General features: G+C 51.5%; 19 protein-coding genes. 8 read left to right on the top strand and 11 right to left on the bottom strand.

Annotated features, from left to right (window positions below):
- Positions 1 to 20: 20 nt before the first annotated feature.
- The 4 genes from dnaG to V3U24_07615 form a co-directional block, all read right to left on the bottom strand.
- Positions 21 to 1,793: a DNA primase gene (gene dnaG, locus V3U24_07630; GenBank protein MEE9167312.1), complete on the bottom strand. Its 1,773-nt coding sequence runs from the start codon at positions 1,791 to 1,793 to the stop codon at positions 21 to 23.
- A 2-nt stretch (positions 1,794 to 1,795) separates the two neighbouring features.
- On the bottom strand, positions 1,796 to 2,341 hold the full coding sequence (locus V3U24_07625) for a CvpA family protein (GenBank protein MEE9167311.1): 546 nt from the start codon (positions 2,339 to 2,341) through the stop codon (positions 1,796 to 1,798).
- Positions 2,338 to 2,784 carry a GatB/YqeY domain-containing protein gene (locus tag V3U24_07620; protein MEE9167310.1) on the bottom strand — a complete coding sequence of 149 codons (447 nt, stop codon included), beginning with the start codon at positions 2,782 to 2,784 and terminating at the stop codon, positions 2,338 to 2,340. Before V3U24_07620 ends, V3U24_07625 begins: the two co-directional genes overlap by 4 nt.
- A 391-nt stretch (positions 2,785 to 3,175) precedes the next feature.
- Positions 3,176 to 3,625 carry an Rrf2 family transcriptional regulator gene (locus tag V3U24_07615; GenBank protein ID MEE9167309.1) on the bottom strand — a complete coding sequence of 150 codons (450 nt, stop codon included), beginning with the start codon at positions 3,623 to 3,625 and terminating at the stop codon, positions 3,176 to 3,178.
- A 658-nt stretch (positions 3,626 to 4,283) separates the two neighbouring features.
- Between V3U24_07615 and V3U24_07610 the strand changes: the two genes are divergently transcribed.
- The 5 genes from V3U24_07610 to V3U24_07590 all read left to right on the top strand — a co-directional run bounded on the left by V3U24_07610 (position 4,284) and on the right by V3U24_07590 (position 8,404).
- Positions 4,284 to 4,748 (top strand): MerR family transcriptional regulator, encoded by a 465-nt coding sequence (locus V3U24_07610; GenBank protein ID MEE9167308.1) that lies wholly within the window; start codon positions 4,284 to 4,286, stop codon positions 4,746 to 4,748.
- Between the two features lie 168 nt (positions 4,749 to 4,916).
- A complete protein-coding gene (locus tag V3U24_07605) occupies positions 4,917 to 6,095 on the top strand; it encodes a hypothetical protein (protein ID MEE9167307.1) in 1,179 nt (392 codons plus the stop codon).
- Positions 6,082 to 6,930, top strand: a complete 849-nt coding sequence (locus V3U24_07600) for a cytochrome c3 family protein (protein ID MEE9167306.1) — start codon at positions 6,082 to 6,084, stop codon at positions 6,928 to 6,930. The genes V3U24_07605 and V3U24_07600 overlap by 14 nt, the downstream gene beginning before the upstream one ends.
- A gap of 37 nt (positions 6,931 to 6,967) precedes the next feature.
- A complete protein-coding gene (locus V3U24_07595) occupies positions 6,968 to 7,783 on the top strand; it encodes a CxxxxCH/CxxCH domain-containing protein (protein MEE9167305.1) in 816 nt (271 codons plus the stop codon).
- Positions 7,784 to 7,792: 9 nt separating this feature from the next.
- Entirely contained in the window at positions 7,793 to 8,404 is a 612-nt protein-coding gene (locus V3U24_07590; GenBank protein ID MEE9167304.1) for a cytochrome c family protein, read from the top strand.
- Between the two features lie 528 nt (positions 8,405 to 8,932).
- On the opposite strand, the gene V3U24_07585 is transcribed toward V3U24_07590, so the two are convergent.
- Entirely contained in the window at positions 8,933 to 9,343 is a 411-nt protein-coding gene (locus tag V3U24_07585) for a hypothetical protein (GenBank protein MEE9167303.1), read from the bottom strand.
- Between V3U24_07585 and V3U24_07580 the strand changes: the two genes are divergently transcribed.
- Positions 9,293 to 10,525: a cytochrome c3 family protein gene (locus tag V3U24_07580; protein MEE9167302.1), complete on the top strand. Its 1,233-nt coding sequence runs from the start codon at positions 9,293 to 9,295 to the stop codon at positions 10,523 to 10,525. The two genes, V3U24_07585 and V3U24_07580, sit on opposite strands and share 51 nt — an antisense overlap.
- Before the next feature lie 6 nt (positions 10,526 to 10,531).
- The gene (locus V3U24_07575) at positions 10,532 to 12,502 is read left to right on the top strand and encodes a cytochrome b/b6 domain-containing protein (protein MEE9167301.1); all 1,971 of its coding nucleotides are present in this window, start codon (positions 10,532 to 10,534) and stop codon (positions 12,500 to 12,502) included.
- A 137-nt stretch (positions 12,503 to 12,639) separates the two neighbouring features.
- On the opposite strand, the gene V3U24_07570 is transcribed toward V3U24_07575, so the two are convergent.
- Entirely contained in the window at positions 12,640 to 13,962 is a 1,323-nt protein-coding gene (locus V3U24_07570) for a glycerate kinase (GenBank protein MEE9167300.1), read from the bottom strand.
- Between the two features lies 1 nt (position 13,963).
- Positions 13,964 to 14,995, bottom strand: a complete 1,032-nt coding sequence (locus tag V3U24_07565) for a D-glycerate dehydrogenase (GenBank protein MEE9167299.1) — start codon at positions 14,993 to 14,995, stop codon at positions 13,964 to 13,966.
- Positions 14,996 to 15,411: 416 nt separating this feature from the next.
- On the opposite strand from V3U24_07565, the gene V3U24_07560 reads away from it, so the two are divergent.
- A complete protein-coding gene (locus tag V3U24_07560) occupies positions 15,412 to 15,723 on the top strand; it encodes a hypothetical protein (GenBank protein MEE9167298.1) in 312 nt (103 codons plus the stop codon).
- A 309-nt stretch (positions 15,724 to 16,032) separates the two neighbouring features.
- Here the strand turns inward: V3U24_07560 and V3U24_07555 are convergent, their stop codons facing one another.
- The 4 genes from V3U24_07555 to V3U24_07540 form a co-directional block, all read right to left on the bottom strand.
- A complete protein-coding gene (locus tag V3U24_07555; GenBank protein MEE9167297.1) occupies positions 16,033 to 17,217 on the bottom strand; it encodes an asparagine synthetase B in 1,185 nt (394 codons plus the stop codon).
- A 62-nt stretch (positions 17,218 to 17,279) separates the two neighbouring features.
- Positions 17,280 to 19,193, bottom strand: coding sequence for a tetratricopeptide repeat protein (locus V3U24_07550; GenBank protein MEE9167296.1), 1,914 nt, complete (start codon positions 19,191 to 19,193; stop codon positions 17,280 to 17,282).
- A complete protein-coding gene (locus V3U24_07545; GenBank protein ID MEE9167295.1) occupies positions 19,180 to 22,638 on the bottom strand; it encodes a hypothetical protein in 3,459 nt (1,152 codons plus the stop codon). The genes V3U24_07550 and V3U24_07545 overlap by 14 nt, the downstream gene beginning before the upstream one ends.
- Positions 22,622 to 23,287, bottom strand: coding sequence for a DUF4159 domain-containing protein (locus V3U24_07540; protein MEE9167294.1), 666 nt, complete (start codon positions 23,285 to 23,287; stop codon positions 22,622 to 22,624). Before V3U24_07540 ends, V3U24_07545 begins: the two co-directional genes overlap by 17 nt.
- Between the last annotated feature and the right edge of the window lie 129 nt (positions 23,288 to 23,416).

The following is a 23,416-nucleotide window of genomic DNA, read 5'->3' as shown; positions in this document are numbered from 1 at the left end:
CAATGACACGGCCAGGTTATTCACGACAGATGACCTAACAGTTCTGTTCGCTTGGTCTCGAGATCATCCAGCTTTTTCTGGAGGTCCATGACGCTCTGAAGAGCCGGCGAGGAATCCTTTCCTTTTCTTTCCAGCTCCCGGAGTTTGAGACGCTCTTCTGTGATCTTCCGTTTTAGGGGGGATTCTTCAAGGGAAATGAGGCAGTCGACGGCCACACGGGACGAATCCTCCTGTTGAGAAGTTTCGAAGAGAATCCGGCTTGCCAGATCCCGGTCCGGTTTTTCCTCGAATTGACCCAAAGCACCGGACGGATCAGGCGTCTGGAGCAGGTATGTTGCAAGGGATTTCATCACGGGATGGGAAAACAGTTCCATGTTCAGATGCGCTTTAAGGAAACGTGTGGTCGTTTGATCTCCTGTGGCGAGCAGCTTAACCAGCTCCATCTGGGCTCTTTCATAAGACGAAAAAAGTGACGAATCTTCTTCAAGTGTCTCTGGCTCTTTTCGCCGGTGTCGCCGGGTGCGACTGGTAGTGATGCGAAGAAGCACTTCTTCATCAACGGCCAGTTCTTCGGCCAGGATTTTGATGGTGTGTTGTCTAATGATGTCATCGCGGATTCCGGATATTTCAAAGGCGATTTCTCTGGCCAGGCGTGACCGATTGGCCGGTTTGGAGAGATCGAGTCCGCTATTCGCGAGATGAAATTGGATCAATCCTTTCGTTTTCTTGACGGCCGCCAAGAACGGTTTGGGTCCTTTCTCCTTCACCCACCCATCAGGATCCGAGCCATCGGGTATCTCCACAATTTCGGCGGTTAGTCCCCCTCTCAGCAGGTGATACCCTGCAGCTATGGCTGCTTTTCTTCCGGCTGCATCCCCGTCAAATGCTATCTGGGTGATGTGGGTGAACTTCCGGATTTGATTCACATGCTTCTCCGTGAGAGCCGTGCCGGAGGTGGCCGCTACGTTTTGAATATTTTTCTGATACAGCTGCAGAAAATCTGTGTATCCTTCCACTACGATCATCGCCCCGGTTTTCCGTACGGCTTCCTTGGTGTGGGCGAGGCCGTAGATAATTTCACTTTTGTTGTAGATGGGCGTTTCCGGAGAGTTCAAGTATTTCGCCTCGCTTTCGCCCGACAGATCTCTTCCTCCAAAAGCCACTACTCGTCCTGACAGATTGGTGATGGGAAACATCAGCCTGTTTCGAAACCGGTCAAATGTACCCTTGTCGGTTTTGGTAAATAGTCCGCAGCGATCCATGGCATCTTTGGGGAATCCCTTTTTCTTCGCAACGGATAGTAAGGCGTCCCATTCCTTTCCGGCAAGGCCGATGGAGAATCGATCCAGAGTTTCGGGTGTCAGACCCCTTTCCTTCTCCAGATAGCGGCGCACGCGATCACCCGCCTCCGATTTGCGATTCTTTCGATAGAGGTCTGCCGCGAGGCTATGTATGTCATACAGATGAGTGAAGAATTCCTTGGAGGCCCGATCCTGCCTGAACTGGACGTCAATACCGTACCGCTCAGCCAGCTTCTGAAGTGCCTCCACGAAGCTGATTTTTTCATATTCCATGAGAAAAGTGATCGCATTTCCTCCAACGCCACAGCCGAAACAATGGAAAATCTGTTTATCGGGGGCCACGCTGAACGAGGGCGTCTTTTCGGAGTGAAATGGACAGAGTCCGAAAAAATTCTTACCGCGCTTTCTCAGTTCAACATAGTCGGAAACGATGTCAAGAATTTCCGACGTATCACGGATATGGTCGATGGTATCCTGTGAAATCCCTGCCATTTTCAATCTTCGGTTCCTTTAAAGGACCCCACGCTTTCCTTCATCCAGGTTCTTCCCTTCGCCACCTGTTCCTCCATGCCGAACGCGCCAACCACCCACCTGCGGCCCTGAGTCAAGTAGCGATAGGTAATGGACCTTTCCCTGAGGTTCTGGAAGAATTCCGGATTGGGTGCCATGTCCATTACCAACATAATAATCATGAGAGCGAACGCTCCCTTGAGAATGCCAAACATGAAACCGAGTACCCTGTTGGAAGATCGTATTCCCCGGGAAAGCATGAACAGTTGAAGAGTCCCGGACAGAAGCCTGAAAAGGACAAGGACGGGGAGAAAGATGGCCAGAAAGCTAACCACGGCCAGGAGGGCGTCGTCAAGGGAAGTCCTGGACTGGAGCCAGGAGGAGACTGGCGCGAAAAACCTGATGGCGACAAGACTTGAAATTACGAGCCCCAGAAACCTTCCGAGCTCTTCCAGAAATCCGCGAGTGTACCCGATGATCGCCAGTACCGCCATGACGAGCAATGTCAGAACGTCGAACGTGTGGGTCATTCGGTGAGCTTTTCCCTGACCAACTGTTGAACCATTTTTCCGTCGGTCCGTCCCGCTGTTTTCCGCATAAGGATGGGCATCACTTTTGCCATATCTTTCAGGGAAGTCGCTCCGGATTCCTGAATCACCTCATCCACGATGGTGGCCAGTTCATCCGGCGTCAACTGCTCGGGGAGGTAGGATTCAATGATAACCAACTCACTCAGTTCGGCCGTCGCGAGGTCCTCGCGTCCACCGTTTCTGTACAGTTCGATTGCCTCTCTTCGCTGGCTGGCCGCCTTCTGAAGCACTCGGGACTCTTCATCTTCGGAAAGGTCGCTCCCTTTTGCGATCATTCCTTCCTTCAGTTTGGCCAAAAGGGTACGGAGGGTGCGCACGGAATCCCTGTCCCCGGCCCTCAGGGAGTTCTGCATGGAGGTTCGTAGCTTTTCATACAGTGACACGGTTTCTCCGATGGTAAGCTTTGGACTTCAAATTTACACGCCTGGGAGAGGAAATCAAGGTGTTTTGGCCCCTCTCAGGTCGACAAGTCGTGAAAACGATCCTGAGGAAGGAGAGGACTTATGCTAGAAGAGAAAGAGGTTAAGCCGGTGCCCGATGTGACGCGTGGGTTCGCAGTTCCAGGCGGAGATTGTGATCTCTGGACGGAACTGCATTGGCAAGTACATGCTGGGGGGTGCTTGCAGGTGAGTTAGGAGGGTCACCTTTCGGGCACCGACTTGAAGTGTTCATCTGGCCGTGCGACAAAGATCCTGCATGGTCAGCGGGATAAAATGAACTGCTTATCTTGTTTAATCCAAAAAAAATGTCTGGTGTTATGCTCACGAATATCATTCAGGTTGCCTTGAGAGATTCCTCCATCGCGGTATGTTTTTCCGTTACCATCTCGGCGAGCTTGTCGAGGCTCTCCAGGCCAAGCATATCGTCGATATCCTCCCGTATGACCTCCCAGCGAGGATGAAAGGGACACGGTTGTTCATCAGAGCATTCATCCAACCCGAAAATGCATGGTTCCTCTTCCGGCGGGGGACCATCAATGGCATGGATGATTTCTGGGAGATAGATCTCGCTTGAGGGACGGGCGAGTTTCACTCCTCCGTTCCTTCCCCGAAATGCGGTCAACAACCGGTACTTGACAAGGGTTTGGACAATTTTGGCCAGGAACTGCCTGGGAATGCTGTAAGCCTGAGCGATTTCCCCGATCATAATAGGGTCATCTGAATCCCTCTCGGCCAGGTAGATCATAGCCTGAATGCCATATTCAACTGATTTAGAAAAAAGCACTCTTCAGGACCTCGTTATCTGCTTCAAATTAAGAGGGTCTGTTCGCGGAGTCAAGGATTTTCTCCATCTTCATGCACCATGAGTGATGTAGAGAACTGTCCGATTCCGTGGGGAGAAATGGAGGGCTGGAATTGACTATTTACTATTGATGATTGATTATTGAACATTTGAGAACCGGAGACAGGGAGAAGGGAGAAATGGAGAAGTGGAGAATTGGAGGGATGGAGAATTGGAGAAGTGTTCCGTAGGACCTCCTTGGGAGGATAGATGGGCCATGATGCGTGACGCCCCGAGAGGGCATCCCCGAAATAATCGGGACAGGCGGGATTTCGCCCCGAAAGAGCGTCGGGATTTCGCTTTACTCAACTTTGCTCAACTTTGCTCAACTGCGCTCCGACGTGATACGTAATTGGTATCGTCAAACTGATGACTGGTTGACGGTGAGTACGGTGCTGGAAAATCGGGAAACTATGGAACCAAGGGAGTGGGGAACAGGGAATCAGGAAACTGGAAGGAATTGATGAATGAAAAATGAAAATTGGGTAGTGAGACATGATACCATTCACGGATATAAAAAAGGATAACACGGTCACGTTATCTTGACTTAGTGTATTCAAAAGTTGTAATTTTTCTACAGAACTAACTACAGGTTTCTTCAATGAATTCTGATCCAGACAAAGCTGTTGTTGAAGCCCACGACCCCGTTTATACAATCGGAGTCATCGCAAGAAAGATGAGTGTATCACCGCAAACCCTCCGATTGTACGAGAGAAAGGGGCTTGTTATTCCGTATCGAACCGAGACACGCCGACGATTGTATTCCCAGGTGGATCTTGAATGGATTGCCTGCATTCGCCGACAGATTGGGGGTAATAAGCTAACGATTTCCGGACTTCGGCGTCTGCTATCCCTCATACCGTGCTGGGAGATAAAACCTTGTGGAGTGAATGACAGAGAAGCCTGTGCCGCCTACATAAGCTGCGAAGAGGTATGCTGGAATCTTGAAGAAACAGGGGAACGATGCAAATCTGAAGACTGCCGGATTTGCGGAGTCTATCGTTCGGCCGCCAAAGTGGAATCTTTTAAAGAATTCTACAAAATGTCTCTTAAGCCTTCGGCCTGAAGCGAAAGTGCCTGCATGGAGTATGATTACGATACAGCTTCGTGATGGGATGGTTTTCTTCCTGGAGGCAGAAGATAGTCCGCTCGGATAATTCTTTCTTCTACTCAGATTCTTCCTCAATTTCTATGAGGGGCTATCCTTCTGTCTCCTTCTTGAAATCCTTAGGTCATGATTCGAAACCTCGCCCGTCAAAGTAATTCCTGTTTCAACGGTTTCATCCTGGCCCTCGTAGCTTCCTCACTAGTCTCGGCGGCCAAACCCGAGGTAAAAGTCACCTCCACGTTTCTGACGCCCAGACTCCATATGGTTGGGGGTGAAGAAGAAACTCACTGGCGGCTTTGGGCCAGCTACCACCAGACGCTTGGGCGGCTGGTGAAACTCCAGTCTCATTTTGAGTACGGATCGGAAAACTATATTTTCCAGAATCCGTTCCGCGTTCACAATCTATCCGCTACGGTAACCATCCGTAAGCATTCATTGAATGCTGGAAGAATCACGCTTTGGAACCGGTTGATCCACGCCCGCGTAGACGGCGGGGAATATCAGCTCCGGACGGAGAGGTTCGGTTCTCTGAGATTTCTCGGTGGTGTTCCTGCGGTAACGGACTTCAGTGACACGGAGGTCGCGGAAAAATCGTTCTTCTTTCTCTCGTGGGGAAAAGGAGGACCGGGGAAGAACCTGGAGGTGAGTTCCTGGGCCCGGAGCGAAACAAACGAAACAGCCTTCTATACTGGCACCACATGGAATGCAAGAATCTTCTCGCAAGTGAAGATCTCCGGCTCCTTGGCCTGGGATTTCACCCATAGCGTGTTATACCATGGTCGATTGCTCATGTCTTACCGATGGGGAAATCATCTTGTGAGGTTAGGCGCGAGACACAAGCGGTATGCGGTTTCCAGTCCGTACCCATGGGCGACGACAAGAACAACAGGGTCACCCACGACATCTCTGGGCGTTACCTCGTCCCTCTCCCGTGAGACGTCATGGTGGAATCAGCTGGTGTACCGCCTGGGGGATCCGTCGGTGCGGTATTTCAGGAGCATCCTGTTTCATCGGAGTTATCATGTGACTCTTCTTGCCGGAATTCAGGGTGACAGAACGCTTCTGGGAAGTGGATTGGGTGCTACACGGGCACTCTCTCGGACCTTGAGGTTCGGGGGGAACATTCTGGTTAACGCCACAGGCTACAAAGATCTTGTGGAACTCAGTCGTGCCACCAGCCTGTACGGCTGGATTGCCTTCAGACCCCTATCGATGGTGATGGTGAGACTTTATGGTGTATTTAGCAAGAATCCATACTATGTGAACGATGGAAGAGGCGGGTTGACGATCCGTGCGACACTTTAGACTGAATCTGGTCATGGTCCTTTTCCTCTCCTTCATCAGTGGACAGGAGCGGGACCATATTATTTTTCCTCATCGGATTCACCTGGAAGTGCTGGAGCTTGAATGCGACGCATGTCACGAGGGGATAAAGAAAGCCAGTTCTCTTGCCGTTCGCCTTTTACCTCTGCAGGATTCCTGCCTTGAATGTCATGATGGAGACGTGGCTACGGATGAATGTTCCGCGTGCCACACCCGTCCCGACGAGCCGAAGACCCACCCTGAGCTGCCTCCGAGGCCGGGACCATCATTCTCCCATATCCTTCACCTTTCGAAACGACCGGATTGCGTGGATTGCCACGAATACGTTTTCTCCGACGACGGGTTGGCTCCTCCAAAATTATGGAAGGGTCAGGACTGCCGGGACTGTCACCAGAAATCGCGGCCTGTATCCCACACATCGGATTGGACGCGGCTGCATGGAATGGAGATAAGTCAGGTCACGGAGGAGAATTGCATGGTGTGTCATTCTCAGGTCTCCTGTGACGCCTGTCATCAACTTCAGCAGTTTGAACCGAAGGTTCACCCGGTGTCCTATTTGCTGTCCCACGGATTTGATGCACGGTCCGGGATATCGGATTGCGTATCCTGCCACCAGGTTCAAACCGACTGTCAGGGATGTCATGGGGATCTCCAGATTATGCCCATGGATCACAATTTACCAGGATGGGTAGGTACCATCTTTGCCCTCGAGGATGGCGGACTACATTCATCGGCCGCCCTCGATGCCCCTGAGGTATGCCAGGCGTGCCATAACCCGTGGACCGACTACTCCTGTCTCAGGTGCCATGGGGAGTAACGGATGGATTCACAATTCTCAGAGGCGATCTAGACGCATGTTGAGTCTCCGTCATCCCGTATCACGCCTGACGAATCACGGAAGAGTCATTTTGCGTATTGCCCTTGTCTCGTCTATTCTGTTTTTCTCCACCAGGTGCACAGATCCCGCTGAACCCCCCGTGCATCCTGATGACTGGGGAGATCCAGGCAGTAGGAATTTCCATGGCCAAGTTCTCAAGACAAACGGCTGGGGATTCAACCGATGTCAATTCTGTCATGGGGAGGATCTGTCCGGCGGAAGTTCTCGATTAAGCTGCAGCTCCTGCCATGTTCATAGTGTGGGTATTGGTACCTGTACAACCTGTCACGGTGACCGGGAGGCGGGCCATGCGTACCCACCTGTTGATCTCCACGACCGCACCGACGTGACTCTCAAATCGGTAGGGGCTCATGAAGCACATATGGAATCGAGCCTTGCCATTGTATCATGTGATCAATGCCATATGGTTCCTGTGGATTATCGTGATGAAGGTCATCTGGGTTGGGATAATACCGCAGAAATAACATTTGGAACTACGGCAACCGGCGGTGGCAATGTGGAGCCCATCTGGAACAGGGATGACGCGACCTGTTCTGCGGTCCATTGTCACGGGAATTTTGTCTACAACAACATATCGGGGAATTATTCCACTCCCGTATGGACCGGACCCGGGAGCGTGGTATGCGGATCTTGCCACGGGATACCACCGACAGGCCATTTTGGAGAATATACTCTGGCACAGTGTTCGCTCTGCCATGCATCTGTCATAAACTCAGAGGGAGATATTATTGACAGAACGAAACACGTAAATGGGGAGAGGGATTTCAACTAGGGAGGGGTTATGAAGAAGGTAATCGTACTGGCCACCTGTGCATTTTCACTGCTTGCGGCGCAAGAAACCGAAAAGGCACATGAATTCGAATACATCGGTTCCGAAGGCTGCAAGATCTGTCATTCCGGCAGTAAGAAAGGAGGGCAGTACAAGGTTTGGGCCGATGGGGTTCATGCGAAGGCTTTTGACTCCCTGAAAACGGAAGAGGCAGCCAAGATTGCCGCGGAAAGGGGACTGGAGCTTCCTGCCTACGAGGCACCGGAGTGTATAGTCTGCCACGTCACCGGATACGGCAAAGGTGGTTACGAAGTGAAAGACGAGGAATTCTGGAATCCGCCGGAGGCCGATAAGGAAGCCAAAAAGGCAGTCAAACGGATGAAGGGTTTACAGGCGGTGGGCTGCGAAGTGTGTCACGGCCCGGGAAGCGAGTACAAGAGCATGAAGGTCATGAAGGCGATCTTTGGAGGAACCGTTGAGGGTAAGTCTGTAGGACTGCTGGTCCCCAACGAAGCAACCTGCAAGCAATGCCATAACGAAAACAGTCCTGCGTACAAACCGTTCGAATTCGAAAACCGGGGAAAAGAAATTGCTCACCCATATCCTCCGGACATGAAGCAATAAGTTGATTTGACGGATGAACCAGAAAGGAGGAGGTTATGTATAGCGCATTTCCTCTTACTTCTCTTCTTTAGTATTTGGGGATATTGATGTACGTCGATTGATCTCTCAGCACCAGTTTCCATGTCCATGAGATCAAAAAACAAATTTCTGAAGTTCCTTGGGATTGCACTGGGCAGTGTGTTCACTCTGCTCCTCATCCTGTACGCGTTCGCTGAATATTCATCCCAGCCTTCTTTCTGTTCCACCTGCCATTACATGAGACCCTACGTGGAGGCTTGGAAAATATCCACTCATTCGGCGGTGACCTGTGTCGATTGTCATTATCCCCCGGGATTCAAGTCCCACATTCGAGGAAAGTTCACGGCCATCTCAATGGTGGTGAACTATTTTACGGGGGTATACAAAAAGAGTAAGCCCTGGGCGGAAATCACGGACAGTAGTTGTCTCCGTTCCGGATGCCATGAGGAGAGGGTCCTCACAGGTACGGTATTGTTCAAGGAGGGAATCATCTTTGACCACTGGCCCCATCTAACCAAGCTCCGTAGAGGGAAGAAGCTCCGTTGCACAAGCTGTCATTCCCAGATTGTTCAGGGCGAGCATATCACCGTAACTGAGTCTACCTGTTTTCTTTGTCACTTCAAGGATCAGCCCGAGGGTGCCTCCATTGACAATTGCACCTTGTGCCACGCGGCGCCTGAGCAGGGCAGCGATAAGGAAGTCAAATATGATCATTCCTATGTCGTTGAACACGACATCGCCTGTGAGAAGTGTCACGGACCCATGCAGGTGGGGAACGGTACTGTTCCCCCGGAGAGGTGTAGTGTTTGCCATGCGGAAATTGGCAAGATTCAACGGTACGGTGATATAGAGTTTATCCACAGGAATCATGTGACGGATCACAAGGTGGAATGCCAGAATTGTCATCAGATCATACTTCATCAGTCCGTATCAAGGAGTGTCGGCATTATGCCGGAATGTGAATCGTGTCACGCGAAATCCCATGCCGCCCAGCTCGATCTATTCTCCGGAATGGGAGGAAAGGATGTTCCGCCACACCCCAATCCCATGTTCGATGAGGGATTGAACTGTCAGGGATGTCACATTTTCCATCAACTCGAAAGCGGGTTTGCTGAGATGGGGGAAACAGCATTGGCAAGGGCGGAGTCGTGCGAAAAATGCCACGGAGGGGGTTACGGAAGGATTCTCCAGCAATGGAAAAACCTGATGGCCAGAAAAGTAGACCTTCTCAGAATTGCCTTCACGACGGTGGAGGCAGATATTGGTTCCAGCGTCGTATCGGAAAAGGCGAGACAGAATGCCCTCGTTATGGTCAACGACGCCAGATTCAATTTTGAGTTGGTGGAGCAAGGGAATTTCGTGCACAATGTTGCCTATTCGGACGAACTGTTGTCCGCCGCCCACGACAGATTGGCGGAAGCCCTAAATCTCATCGGTTCCACCTCAGCCATTCCCGAAATTGCTGTTTATAGCGAATTGGTTCCTTCCGAGTGTAAGAACTGCCACTACGGTCAGGAAGAAATCGATGTTGCAACGTTTGGTATTACCTTTTCCCACAGCATTCATATTGAAAGGAATCGACTTCTCTGTTCAAAGTGCCATTCCAATATGAGGCAGCACGGAGAACTGGTTATTCGAAGGGATGAGTGCCTTTCGTGTCACCATTCGCAGGATGAGGTGAGCTGCGAGAAATGCCACAACATTCAGTCCAAGATCTACAGCGGTTCGGTCGATTTTGCCACCGAGGCAATGCCGGACTTTATGTACGAAGCAGGAGTGGAATGCCGTGGGTGTCATGAGGGGACCCAAGGGCAGGTGGAGAGGGTTGGGGCAGACAAGTGTGCCGATTGCCACGATTCCGAATACAAGGAACTTCTCATAGAATGGCAGGAGGCGACCGCAAGATCGATGGAGGAGGTGTCAGGGAAAATGTCTGGTTTACCTTTTGACCGGTTGAGCGTCGACGACAGAAAAAAGATTGAGAGGGTACGTCAGGCCCTCCAGAAAATCGAAAAGGACAGGAGCGGAGGGGCTCATAACATTCAGCTGATTGAAGAAACTTTACTGGCGTACAAAGAGTTTCTCGGTCACCTGCCGGAATAGAATCAAATGGTGACAGGTAAAGAGATCCAAAGGCAATGGGTCTGCACCGTTGCAATTATTCTTTTTTCTTGCGGGTTCATTCACGGCCAGGGGGAAGAGGAGTATGAACCCATCGATGAAGGCTCCTGCGTTGAGTGCCATGAGACGGGAGCCCACGAGACTGTTATTGCTGAAGACATTTCTCACTCTTCGCATGAAGACATCGGTTGCCTCGACTGTCATGGAGACAAAGATACGATGCCCCACCGGAAGGATACGGGGTTACTCGTAGGAGATGAGGAGTGTCGAGGCTGTCATGAAAAGGAATCAGAAGAGTACAAAATCCACGGAAGACTGGAAGTGGAAGAGACAGAGGACATACCGTCATGCGCAAGCTGTCATGGCGACCACGACATTCTTCCCTCGACTGCCAAATTGTCGAAAGTTCACCCGGTGAATCTGCCCGGTACGTGCGGCATCTGCCACGAAGATCTAGATTTGACAAGGAAATACGAGCTGCTTCTCGACCATCCCGTTGAGGTGTATGAAAACAGTATCCACGGGAAAGCGACACGAGGGGGGATCTATGTTGCGGCCACCTGTAATGATTGTCACTCAACTGGAGGGAGCGCCCACAGGATATTCTCGCCTGGAAATCGGGAGTCAGCGGTAAATCACTTTAACATACCGAAAACTTGCGGCGAATGCCATAAAGGGATTGAAAGTGACTTCTGGGAAGGCATTCACGGGAAGCTGGTCGCAAGAGGTGAAACGGATGCACCGGTATGCACTGATTGCCACGGGGAGCACGGAATTATTTCTCCTTCTGACCCACGTTCCCCGGTATCCCGGGCCCGGGTGGCTGAGGTGACCTGTTCCCCGTGTCATGAGTCCACACGATTGAATGAGAAGTACGGATTACCCATGGGACGGCTGGTCACGTTTATTGACAGTTATCACGGTTTGAAGAGTAAAGCTGGGGATGTGAGGGTTGCCAACTGTGCCTCCTGCCATGGAGTTCACAGGATCCTTCCCAGTTCAGCTCCCACATCAACCATTCATCCCAGTAACCTTCGTACCACGTGTGGAGAATGTCATCCGGGGATTTCTGCCGAGCTAGCCGCTACGCCCATTCATGGCATCAGTGGCGAGGGTCTTCGAACTCCAGCTGCGGACGTGGTTGAGAAGATCTATATCGCGGCCATTATTGTTATCATTGGATTGATGGTGATACACTGGGTTATTGATCTCATCAGACAGATTCGCCTGGTCATGGCCAAGCCCCAGGTCCGGCGAATGACCCCTGGCGAGGTGTGGCAGCACTCGCTGCTCATGATCAGCTTTATTGTTCTCATCATTTCGGGATTTTCCCTTCGCTTCAGTGAATCGTGGATTTCCACGCTTATCTTTGGCTGGAGTGGAGGTTTTGAATTTCGGGGAACGGTCCACCGGTACGCGGCCGTAGTTTTCATGATTACCGCTCTCTGGCACGTATTTTACCTTTTCACACCGCGGGGAAGCAGGTTTGTTAAAGACATCTGGCCACGGGTACACGATTTCAGGGAATTCTGGCAACGAATCCTGTACAATCTTGGCCGCGTGGACAAAACGCCCCAATTCAAGCGGTTCAGTTATATTGAAAAAGCTGAATACTGGGCCCTGGCCTGGGGCACGGTCGTCATGATCGGTACAGGTTTGCTTCTGTGGTTTGACAATTACATTGTCCAGTTCTTGCCAAGAGGGGTGCTCGATGTCTCACTGGTCATCCACTACTGGGAGGCCTGGCTCGCAACTCTGGCAGTCTTCGTATGGCATTTATGGTCCACTGTCTTCAATCCTCACGTCTATCCGATGAATCCGTCCTGGATGACCGGCCGGATGCCCGAGGATATGTACGCCCACGAACATCCCAAGCATCTGGACGAAGCGAAGCGGGAGACGAAGGAATGGGTGGAGAAGGAGAGCGGCGGCGCGTCGGGAGTGGATACGTCGGAGTAATATCGAAGCGAATGGTGATGAATGCTGTTTCGAGCGTGGGCCATCGTGAAAAAGGGTAAATAAGGGTCGGGATCCGAGATGATATGGACAAAGCCGATAGAAGCGGCCGCTGGAAGAAGGATGGTTGAATCCATGTTCTATTGCCGTACCAGGAGCATTTGAAGGTCCATGACATTTGTCCCGGTGGGACCCGTTACGAAAAGGTCTCCTATTTTTTCAAAGAATGGGTATGAATCATTTCGTTCGAGATACTCATGCCACTCCATTCCCATTTTCCTGGCCCTGGGAATGGTCGTTTCATCCACAAAAGCCCCCGCCGCATCCGTGGGACCGTCGGTCCCGTCCGTTCCTGCAGAGAGGAAGGAGAACTTCCCCGGCAGCATCCCGGCCAGTCTCAAGGCCAGTTCCATGTTCCGTCCTCCCTTTCCTGGACCTTTGACCTCCACCGTCGGTTCTCCTCCAACGATCGCTGCGAAGGGCTTTTTCATCTCCCTGTCACATCTCTCTTTCAGTTTTTTCCAGAATTCGGTGACCTGAGATATGTCATCTGACAGGAAGCGTGATTCCGGGACGGTCGGGTAGTTCAGACCGATTGCTTTCTTTACTGCAGCGTTTACCGCGTCCTTGTTTCTGGCCATAACCTGGTAGTACGTTCGAGAAAACAGTTCATCACCGGGCTTGGGGGTTTCCGAACTTTCCCGCTGCAGATGTTCCAGTATCTCCGGGGACAGTTTTCGTTCAATGCCATATTTTCTGACAATGGACCAACAGTCATTAAGAGTCGTAGGGTCTCCCACAGTGGGACCCGATCCGATAGTTTCCGGTGAATCGCCGGGTACGTCCGAGATAGCCAGGGTGACCCATACGGCTCCGGGAGCAGCCCGGACCAGTTTCCCCCCTTTGATCCTGGAGCAGTGTTTTCGCAGGGCATTGATTTCGTGGATGTCGGCCCCACATTCCAGAAGTGTGCGGGTCATGGACATCTTACTGGCAAGGGGGATACCCTTTGCCGGTAAGGGTAGCAGGGCGGAGGCTCCTCCAGACAGGAGAAAGAGAATGAGATCATCCGGCTCGGTTCCGGCCACCTGTTTGAGAAGCTCAATGGCACCCTTTTCACCCTGGCTATTGGGAACGGGATGGCTTGCCTCCCGGCAGCGAACATGCTCAAGAGGAAGGCCGTGTCCCTCTTTTACCACGATTACTCCCCCGGCAAAGGCCTGTGGCATCTCTTCCAGGAAAAATTCTTCCGCCACTTTTGCCATGGCCGCGGTGGCTTTGCCACCGCCAAGAATCCAGATCTTTTTGAGGTTAGGCCGGGAGATTTTGAATCCACCGATCTCGAGGAAGCCGGAATCCGTCTTCAGAAAGCGTGCGGTGGAGGTCCCAGCGTCGACGGCTTCGACGCCGGTTCGAAAAAGTAGTTCGAGCTGACTGCGATCTTCTGGACGGGCCAGCGCCACCCTACCCGATCCGTTTCCGGAAGGCTTCCGTGTCGTAAACGTCTGGATTCACAGTATTGGGGGCGCGCTCCTTTCGCAAGAGTGCGAGGGCATTGCGAGCAGCCACGATTGCCATTTCACCCCTGGTGGCTCTGCTTGCACTCGCCACATGGGGAAGTAAGACAACATTCCGGAGTTCGGCAAGTCCTTCCGCCAATTTCGGCTCTTCCTCATAGACGTCCAGGCCCGCCCCGGCAATTTTGTTGTTTTTCAAGGCCCAGACCAGCGCTTTCTCATCGATCACAGGTCCACGGGACGTGTTGACCAGGTAGGCTGTGTTCTTCATTCTTTCCAGTTCTTTCCTTCCAATCAGATGGTGAGTTTCCTGGGTAAGATTGCAGTGGAGCGTGACAAAGTCACTCTGTTCGAGGAGGTGGGGAAAGTCGGCATATTCTACCCCTTCTGACTGAAGGACGGTATCCTTCGCCCAGGGATCATAGGCGAGGACGCGCATGCTGAATCCTGTTGCCCGACGGTGGACTCCCCGACCGATTCTGCCGTAGCCTACAATTCCCAGGGTCTTGGGTTCGTTCCTGGGACCCGGACCAATGTCCTCGCCCAGAAGAAGACTGGGACTCCAGATATTGTATTTTCCTGCCATTGTGTAGTTGTGAGCCTCGGGAATTCGACGGGCAACCGCCATTAGGAGAACCCAGGCAAGATCCGCTGTCGTCTCGGTCAATATTCCCGGTGTATTCGTCACCGGAATTCCCAGGGATGTGGCTGTCTCTATTTCGATATTGTCGAAACCGACAGCGTAGTTTGCCACACCCAGGAGACTTTCATTCGCCTCGAGAATGGGACGGTCGATCTTTTCAGTAAGGAGCGACAGAAGTACCCGGCAATTCCTCACTTCTTCCAGGATCGTGGCCTGGTCCGGACTTCCGTCCTCAGGTCCTGACCAAATCCTGTAATCACATTCATCCTCAAGAACACGAATTCCGTCAAGAGGGATTGTCCGAGTTACGAATACGTCGTGGATCTCACGAGACATGAATAACCTCCCTTAAGTCCTTCGTCTTTTCCCGAGAATCCCGAGACAGTTTTCAGATTCTTGACGGTGACAACAGGCTCAAAATATCACGGAATGATCGCGAAGAGCTCAGGCAGAAATTAAGGCATTATGATCGTTCGAAGTACCTCCAATTGCCCGTTGAATCCGGTCTTCACCGGTGATGTAGCAACGGCTCTAGACGGGGAGGCCTTCAAGTCGGGCCTGATTCTCCTCAAGCATTTCGTCGGTGTATGAATGGCGAATCTTCCAGTTTTCCGTAGAAGAAGTGCTCATGCGCCAGCATGTCGAAGTGTCCATGGCCAGGATGGTAGGAGATTTCGCACAGCATTCTGACTGTAAATTAGCTACGGGGATTTACTAAGATGCAACGCAAAAATGAGTTATGAGAAGGAAAGGTGCGCGGAGGATCTTCCCTTGCCCGACCTGAGGAGTTCCCTGCCGAAGTGGTCCAGGCTCTCGTCTTCCAGCATTTGTTTGATTCTGTCCCGTATCGCTTTCCAGTGTGGGTGGAGGGGACACGGGCGTTCCTCGGTACAGACATCAAATCCAAAGAGGCACGGCTCCGTCTCAGGAGCGGGTCATTAGACGGCGAGTACGATCTCCGAGAGGAATATGTCCTCGGCCGGCCTGGCAAGCGTGACTCCTCCTTTACAACCCCTGTGGGTCTTAAGAAGTTCGTGTTTGACGAGCACCAGGGTGATCTTTGACAGGAATTGTCTGGGGATTTCGTATACTCTTGCTATCTCTCCAATAATAACCGGATCGGGGGAGTCCATCCCCCCAAGGAAGGCCATGGCCTGAATGGCGAATTCACTCGATTTGGATAAAAGCATTTGTAGGACCCTGTTATCTTGTTAAAAAGTATGTTCCGCGGATAGGTGAATCAAGTCAACAAGGATCTAACTTGCACTATTTGCCATGGAACCACAGAGGACACAGAGAATCATAACAAATATAAACTTAGGATTAATGTATACGCTCTGTGATCTCTGTGGCTAAAATGCAGGTGCCGGTGGTTATGTTTTTCGCTCTTTCTTACGAGCGGCTGGAAATAGGATATTGTTCAATATCAGACGATAGCCCGGGGAGTTTCGGTGGAGGGAAAGATCCGTGGGGGGATCACCGACGAAATGTTGATAGTCCTCGGGATCATGACCCCCAAAAAACGTAACGCTGCCCCGGCCATAGTTTGTGTGAACATATTTTACCTGATCACCACCTTCCACTTCGCCCATGATGAGCACGTGTTTCTTGATAAGATCTCGGCGGAATCCGGTGGTCTGACCCATGAAGCCCTTGATGACGTCAAGGTGGTTTTGAGTCAGCATGGTGGGCACCGGATCGTATTTGGCCGAAAAGCTGAACAGGGTGAAGTAGTCGGCTTCCGGTCCTCTGAACGTGGGACGGTCGCTGGGAGGGAGGTCAATATCGGAGAATTCGTACACGAAAGGATCGGGAATAATTCCAAAGTTCTCAAACACCAAGCATTTGGAATAATCGAGCTTCTGCTGCGCCTCAGGGTCGGCAGGTGTACCGTCGATCAATGTTTCAACAATATCGACTCCCTCTGCCGCCAGCGCGATGTCATAGGAATCGGTGGCGGAGCACATGGAAAAGAGAAAGCCACCACCGGCAACGTAGCCTTTGATTTTTCTTGCCGCGGCCTTTTTTTCTTCCGGCACGGTGGGAAATCCCAACTGTGTCGCCATGGCTTCGAATTGTCTCTGCTGTTCCATGTACCATGTTGCGTTGTGAAAGTTTCGGAAGAACTTCCCATACTGGCCGGTAAAATCTTCATGGTGTAAATGTAGCCAGTCGTAAGTCTCAAGCCGTCCCAGAAGAACTTCTTCATCCCATAGAGTCTCATAGTCCACTTCGGCATAGGAAAGGGCAAGGGTAACTGCATCGTCCCACGGCTGTTTGTTGGGAGGCGTATAAATGGCAATCCGGGGAGCTTTCTCAAGCAGGACAACTTCCATATTACTGGCGTCGATTTCGCCATAAATGGAGACCACCTGTTCACCTGAAACTTCCTCTGTGGTGACGCCTCTTATTCGGCATTCCCTGAGAATGGATGGAAGATGATCCAGCAGGAAGGAACCGCCTCTATAGTTGAGGAGCCATTCCACGTTCACGTCCTGTTTCAAGACCCAGTAGGCGATACCGTAAGCCTTCAGATGATCCTTTTGAGCGAGATCCATTGGGATGAGTACCTTCTGGGCGAACACTATCTGTATTAGCAGGACTGGGATGAAGTACCGGATCAATCCAACGCTGCCTTCTCGATTTCCCGGATCCGGTACCTCACCGGCTCAGCCAGCATACTCCCGGGGTGTTCTTCGAGGACGGCGTAATACCACCTGATCGCCTCCTCTTTATCCTCAAGGTACCGTTCATAGATCTCACCGATCATGACAGTGGCTCGATCACCAAGTGGAGAACCCTTCAAGAAGGCAAAGGTTGATACGGCACTCTCATGGTTTCCCAGCAACAGGTCGATCTCGGCATGGCGGTAGATGGCTTCATCAGAGATTGGCGCGTCGCGATAGAGTTCCTCGATCTCTTTGAAAACATTCTGCGCTTCAGCGACTTTGGACTGCCTCAGTAAACGCTCCCCCGCAAGATAGGTCTGAAAGGCCTGCCTGGCAGTTTCTCCGGGCCGGACGTAGTTTTCCTCAATGAAGCCTCGAAGCTCCAGTGCATCATTAAGCTGATCATCCGTGATGTCCAGGAGTGATATCAACCTGTTGAGGTGAAACAGGGTGGAATCGAGCTCGCCCGACAGGAAAAGAACCTGGCATTTCTTAAGAAGGTATCTGTTCTTCTCAACGGGGGAGCCGGTGGCTTTCAGTTGCCCGTGGACATAGTCGAGAGCTTCCGGGAACTGCCCTTTGGCCATAAGAACGTCTCCGATTCTAAAGCTGGCACTGCGCTTGAGATCGGCGTCTTTTGACATCGCGTACGCCGAACGGAAGGATTCAAGAGCACCGTCGTAGTCCTCGGTAATGCGGTATTTGATCTCCCCCAGGCGATAATGTGCCTGTGGTGAAAACGTGCTTGATGGGAGCGAGACCAGGATAGAATCGTAGAGGGTGAACGTCTCTTCCAGGGGCTGAGCGTGGATTGTATGAACGCCAGGAAAGTCGCTTTCGAAGAAGAAATTGTTGGGGAAGTATTCTCCGAGGGAAGGAACCGTTTCTGTTGGAAGAATCTGGCTCTCGTAGGTAAGAGCCAGTCCGTACAGAGCCTGGCCGGTCAACTTGCGGTGGTGAGCTCCTTGCGGAATATTCCTGAGAACAGTGGAGAAGGCATTCAGTGCCAGAGACAACTGACTTTCTTTCCTCAGGTTATTGGCAAAGCGAAGCCACCTGTCAAGATCCCTATCCCTCTCCGTTCCCAGGGCGAGATGCTGGTCAAAAGCGTCGCCATATCTTCCCATTTTGAAAAGAAAGTCACAGTAGAGGTTCCGAACGACATCCTCACTTTCGGGAATCCGTTCCACGAGTTTTGCCTCTATGATCGGTATGCTCTCCTCATCGTCTGACATTCTCAGGAGTTGTGATGAAACGGTTTGAATCTGTTTTGGGTGGTATACAGCAAAGGTCACATATTCGTGGACTGATTTCTCCCAGTTGTGGTTCCTTCTGTATATGAGACCAAGATCGGACGAGAACAGGGATGGATCATTGAAAGCCTTCCGGCCCCGGAGAATCAGGTCATCGAGCTTTTCATACAGTTGATGGCGCAGAAACGTTTGCATCAGGACCCGGTACGCCACCTGGGAACGGGGATTCCGGACCAGGATATCTTCCCAGTATTCCGAGGCTTTTTCATTTTCTCCCCGGTCGAAGTAGAGTTCTCCCAATTCAGCATGGCTCTGAAGATCATGAGGAAGGACCTTGAGACGGTTCAGGATCAGTCTTTCCAATTCCGAGTGTCTCTCGAGTTTCCTGTAGAGGGTCTTGAGCTGGAGATATGCCCGGGAATTCCTGGGATTCCTTTCCAGCAGTGCACGGTAGATTTCTTCAGCCGCCTGGAATTGCTTCAGTCTTTCCAGTCTTATGGCTCTGTTGAATGCTCTCCGTTCATCAGGGATGAGAGGCGGAACAACCTGCTGAGCGACAGCCGTTCCTGCCATCAGCCACACCAAAACAGGTAAGAGACTATCTGTTTTCACCTGTCTCCTCATCTATCAACCCGGGGGATTCGATAAGAGCATTGAAGTAGCGACGGATCATATCCTGATAGTCTTTTGGATATCCCGACTTGAGCGCGAGGTTCAGAGCTTCCATGGCCATGTTTCGACGTTGACCCAGATCCTCCGGCAGTCCCGAGGGACCGTCCCGAACGATATCTCGAGCCGTGGTAGCCTTTCTCGTTTGCTCGAAGTCCTGGTGCCTCAACGATTTCTGGGAATCGAGCATGCGTGTCAGGATTCGCTCCTGGCGTTCCACCGTTCTGCGATCGACCTTTCGCGCTTCGAAGTCTTTGAGAACCTCTTCCATCTCATCGAGGATACCTCTGAGATCACTGCCGCTCTTCTGCCAGCCACGCATTTCGCGACGCAATTGATCCAACGATTTCCGCAGTTGTTCCTGGTCGCTGGCCAGCCTGCGCATGAGTCCCTCTCGCTCTGTCGCCGCCAGACGTCCAAATGCAAGTTTCAGAGATTGCTCATTGATTCCCCGCTGCTGGGCTGCCATCCGCTCCATTCTTTCCAGGAATTGCTGGAAGCCTGAAGCCATTCCCGACTCTCGAATGTCGGCAATCGCCGCCAGTGTCGCAAGGGCAGCCTCGTTCAGGGCCGCCACGGTATTCCTCTGATTCTCCGCAGCACTTTGACTGTTACGATCCTCGAGTTTTTTCAGCGATTCATTCATTCCGGCCGTGGCACGTCCGATAGCCTTTCCCATGGCTGGAGTAACGGCGAAAGTTTGATGGGATAACGTCATCAGGGATTCGATTAGCTGACCCAGCTGGTCCCGGAGAAGTTGCTGAGAGTTTGCCATCTCACCCAGCCTCGGACTGTTTCTTGGAGCATCTCTGGTCTCGATTTGAAGACGTTCCTGCTCCTTTGATATGAAAAGTGTGTTTCTCAGAATCTCTTCGAACTCCATTACCATCTCATCCTCAGTCTGTTCACGGAATGTCTCGCGGATTTCCCGGAGTTGACCAAGCATATTCTCAAGATTCTCCTTGGCCGCAGCTGCGGACTCCAATCCTTCGGCAGAATCTCCACGGTTCAGGGAATTCGAGGCCGATTTCAAGTTGCGAGCGGTACGGCGGGTAAGATCCGATTGCGCCATGGTCCTGAGATCCTCGGCCGGAATTGGCGCAAATGTTTCCATGCTCCGGGAAGCATCTGCCATGACCTCCCGGATGTTTTCGAACTCACGACGGTTGCGCTCCTGTTCCTCAGCCACTCGGGGGAGATTCCGAAGGGTGTCACTCCGGCTCAATTCCCCAACCACCGTTTCCTGCCTCTTTACCAGGTTTTCCATGCGCACGACAAGTTCGTCAACGGTCTGTTCCGCCCGGATTCGCCTGAATACGTCGATGAACCGGTCAAGCTGCGCTTCCAGCTCTTGCGTGTTGAGCCGAAAGTTCTGAAGCTCATCCAACAGCTGATGGGGCTGTAGGTTTTTGAGAGCCTCACGTACTTTTTCCATGGACTCGGCAAGCTCAGGAGTCATAATACTCTGGAGGAGTTCCTGGAGATCGTTAAACTTCTCAATCAAGTCGGCGGAGAAGAGATTGTGTTTCTCCGATTGTTCAACAATTTCTTGAAGTCTTTCACGAAGACTTTGAATGTCCTGAAGCTTTTCCCTTACTTCTTCGACGGAATGCTTGATCGTCTGCTCCTGTTCCCAACTAACCTTCTCGTCTTTCAGCATTTCCAGTTCCACATCTTTTAAGACGTCGTCCAGGTCCTGCAGATCCTGAATCATATCTTCAGCTTTTTCCTCCATCAATTCCTCCTCCTCTACGGTCCGGGCAAAAAGGTCGGCCATGGAAGGGAAGCGGGCCAGAAGGGTGGGAGAGACTGATTTCTTGGGTCCGGATATCTCATCATTGTCATACAGTTCAAAGTGGAAACGGAGCTCGTCTTCCGGCATGAGATTCAGATTGCTCACATCCCAGAGATAGAAAACGTCCTGCGACGTTTTCCTTCGTGAAAAGGCATCAATGCCGTGGATATTGACGATATCGCTCTCCTCCGCGGAACTGGTCCCGGATCCAGAAGAGACATAATCCGGATGTTCTATCTCATAGACGATCTGAAGATTCGAGAAGCCGAAGTCATCTTCAATGTGAAGACGGGAGGGTAGTGTGAAGTCACTCCCCAGTTCCGTGGGGGATGCGGGCTCGAGCACATGGAGTACCGGGGGAATGTCCTCTACCACTATGAAGTGATAGGGTATGGGGTCAAGATTACCGACGTTTCTTTCGTCGAAGATGTAGGTCGCAAATACTCCGTCTTCCACCAGGAGGAACTCTCCTTGAGCACGATTCCGATTTGTCTCCATTTTGACATTGGTCTTGTTTTTATCGTCTGTATCCGGCTCATATTTGAGGTATGCCCGGGTAAGTGCTTTGTCCGATCGAAGTTGAATCTGGATGGTGGATCCGCGCAATCCCCGGATTTCTGCCACGTTGCCTTCCTGGGAAGTGGGGCTCATCCCCGTATAGGCCGGAGGTGAAAGTGTGACGCGGAAATCTTCAATGACAGGTCTGTCAGTCACATGAATCGTGTAGGTGGGAGAGGAGATTTCGTCCCAGGGCTCCCAGAAATGCCTTGATTTGACAAACCCACGATAGCGAAGGTTTTGGAACACGCGGGTCAGAGAGTCAGTGAAATAGCTGCTGTCATCCCGTGTAAGTGTTCTATAGCTCACGCGTTCCGGTCCTCTGATTTCCACTTCTATTGAGTGGGGAATCTTGCCTTCAGTCTTGAACCTGATTAACGCATCATCTCCCCCCATGAGATACAGATTTCCGCTTGTGCTTTCAAGTTCAAATGGATGCGGCACCGGGTAGGCTCTTTTCGGATGGAGCCAGTGCCCGGCAGCCACCCGGAATGATGGGTAAAGGGCAGCAACGAGTATGAGAGAAGCGATTGTCATACCCCCCGCGACTTTTGTGAATCGTGGAGCTGCCCGCTTTCCATATACCTGAGTGGGTTTCAGATTATCAAGTGTTGTGGATACCTGCCCCACAAACTGGTCAGCGAGCTGGCGGGAGGAAAAAGCATCTTGGGTTGCCGTTGATTCAAGTTGAAGTGCATTGAGAACCTCATCCTCTTTTTCCAATCCTTTCTGGCCGATTTCCCTGGCAACGACTGGCAGGGAGTAGCGGGGGATCCTGTCGCGCCGGAGTAAGAGTGCACCAAGACTGGCGGCGATGCCGAGGATCAAGACCAGGATCATACCGGCTTGCCACAGGCCGTACCTCAGCGTTATGGAGAACCAGAAAATTGCTTCCAGTCCCACAAGTATGATAAGCGTTACAAGCAATGCAGAAAGACTGATCAACGCAAACGATTGGATATCGATTCCAATTTTTCTCCGGCGGAATCGAAAAAGTCGTTGAGTGATATCTGTCATTCTACTGACTGAGGGCATACAGGAATATGTTGACTCCCATCCTCAGGGCGGCCATCCTCTTTTCCTGGGGATCCTTGTGTACTTCCGGGTCTTCCCATCCGTCTCCCAGGTCCGTTTCGTTTGTATAAAACACCATAAGTCGTTTGCCATTGAAGAGTCCCAGTCCTGACGGGGGCTTCCCATCGTGCTCATGAATCTTAGGAAGACCATTGGGAAAGTCAAAATAAATGTGATAGATAGGATGATCAAAGGGGAGCTCAACCCACGCCCTATCCGGGAATACATGTTCCATTTCACGCCTGAATGATTTATCCATTCCATAATTGTCGTCGGCGTGAAGGAATCCACCTCCGAGAAGATAGGTCCGTAACCGGCTGATCTCCTTTTCTGAGAACCTGACATTGCCGTGGCCCGTCAAGTATAAATATGGATAATTGAAGATCTCATCATCCTCCAGCGTGGCCCTCGCTTCCCTATCACTCACAATGACATTCGTTTTCTCTGAAATGAAATTGAGGAGATTGGGCAGTGAACTCGGGTCGCTGTACCAGTCGCCACCGCCGGGATACTTCACGCGGCAAATGGTAAGTCCGTTGTCCGTCTGCTGAGACAATCCCACCGCCACAGAAATGATTACGACGAACGACACATGCCTGAACGTGTTCATGCTTCCACCCGGAAAGTTACAAAGGAGACTCTTTCTCTTGATGGGGTAAATTCTTGCCCTCACTCGCGGGAGAAAGCCTATCCCCCGATTCAGATAACGCTCCTTGACGGAAGATAGTTTCATAATCCA

The sequence above is a fragment of the Candidatus Neomarinimicrobiota bacterium genome, from assembly GCA_036476315.1.
In the GTDB taxonomy this organism is placed as follows: Bacteria; Fidelibacterota; Marinisomatia; order Marinisomatales; family S15-B10; genus JAZGBI01.
Note: the sequence above shows the minus strand (reverse complement) of the source record. Positions and strands in the feature narration are given on the sequence as shown.

Bases quoted from the DNA above. Each gene is read 5' to 3' on its own strand.
- dnaG (MEE9167312.1), bottom strand. From the start codon at position 1,793: ATGGCAGGGATTTCACAGGATACCATCGACCATATCCGTGATACGTCG.
- V3U24_07625 (MEE9167311.1), bottom strand. From the start codon at position 2,341: ATGACCCACACGTTCGACGTTCTGACATTGCTCGTCATGGCGGTACTG.
- V3U24_07610 (MEE9167308.1), top strand. From the start codon at position 4,284: ATGAATTCTGATCCAGACAAAGCTGTTGTTGAAGCCCACGACCCCGTT.
- V3U24_07605 (MEE9167307.1), top strand. From the start codon at position 4,917: ATGATTCGAAACCTCGCCCGTCAAAGTAATTCCTGTTTCAACGGTTTC.
- V3U24_07595 (MEE9167305.1), top strand. From the start codon at position 6,968: ATGTTGAGTCTCCGTCATCCCGTATCACGCCTGACGAATCACGGAAGA.
- V3U24_07590 (MEE9167304.1), top strand. From the start codon at position 7,793: ATGAAGAAGGTAATCGTACTGGCCACCTGTGCATTTTCACTGCTTGCG.
- V3U24_07585 (MEE9167303.1), bottom strand. From the start codon at position 9,343: ATGAAGTATGATCTGATGACAATTCTGGCATTCCACCTTGTGATCCGT.
- V3U24_07575 (MEE9167301.1), top strand. From the start codon at position 10,532: ATGGTGACAGGTAAAGAGATCCAAAGGCAATGGGTCTGCACCGTTGCA.
- V3U24_07565 (MEE9167299.1), bottom strand. From the start codon at position 14,995: ATGTCTCGTGAGATCCACGACGTATTCGTAACTCGGACAATCCCTCTT.
- V3U24_07555 (MEE9167297.1), bottom strand. From the start codon at position 17,217: ATGGATCTCGCTCAAAAGGATCATCTGAAGGCTTACGGTATCGCCTAC.
- V3U24_07545 (MEE9167295.1), bottom strand. From the start codon at position 22,638: ATGCCCTCAGTCAGTAGAATGACAGATATCACTCAACGACTTTTTCGA.
- V3U24_07540 (MEE9167294.1), bottom strand. From the start codon at position 23,287: ATGAACACGTTCAGGCATGTGTCGTTCGTCGTAATCATTTCTGTGGCG.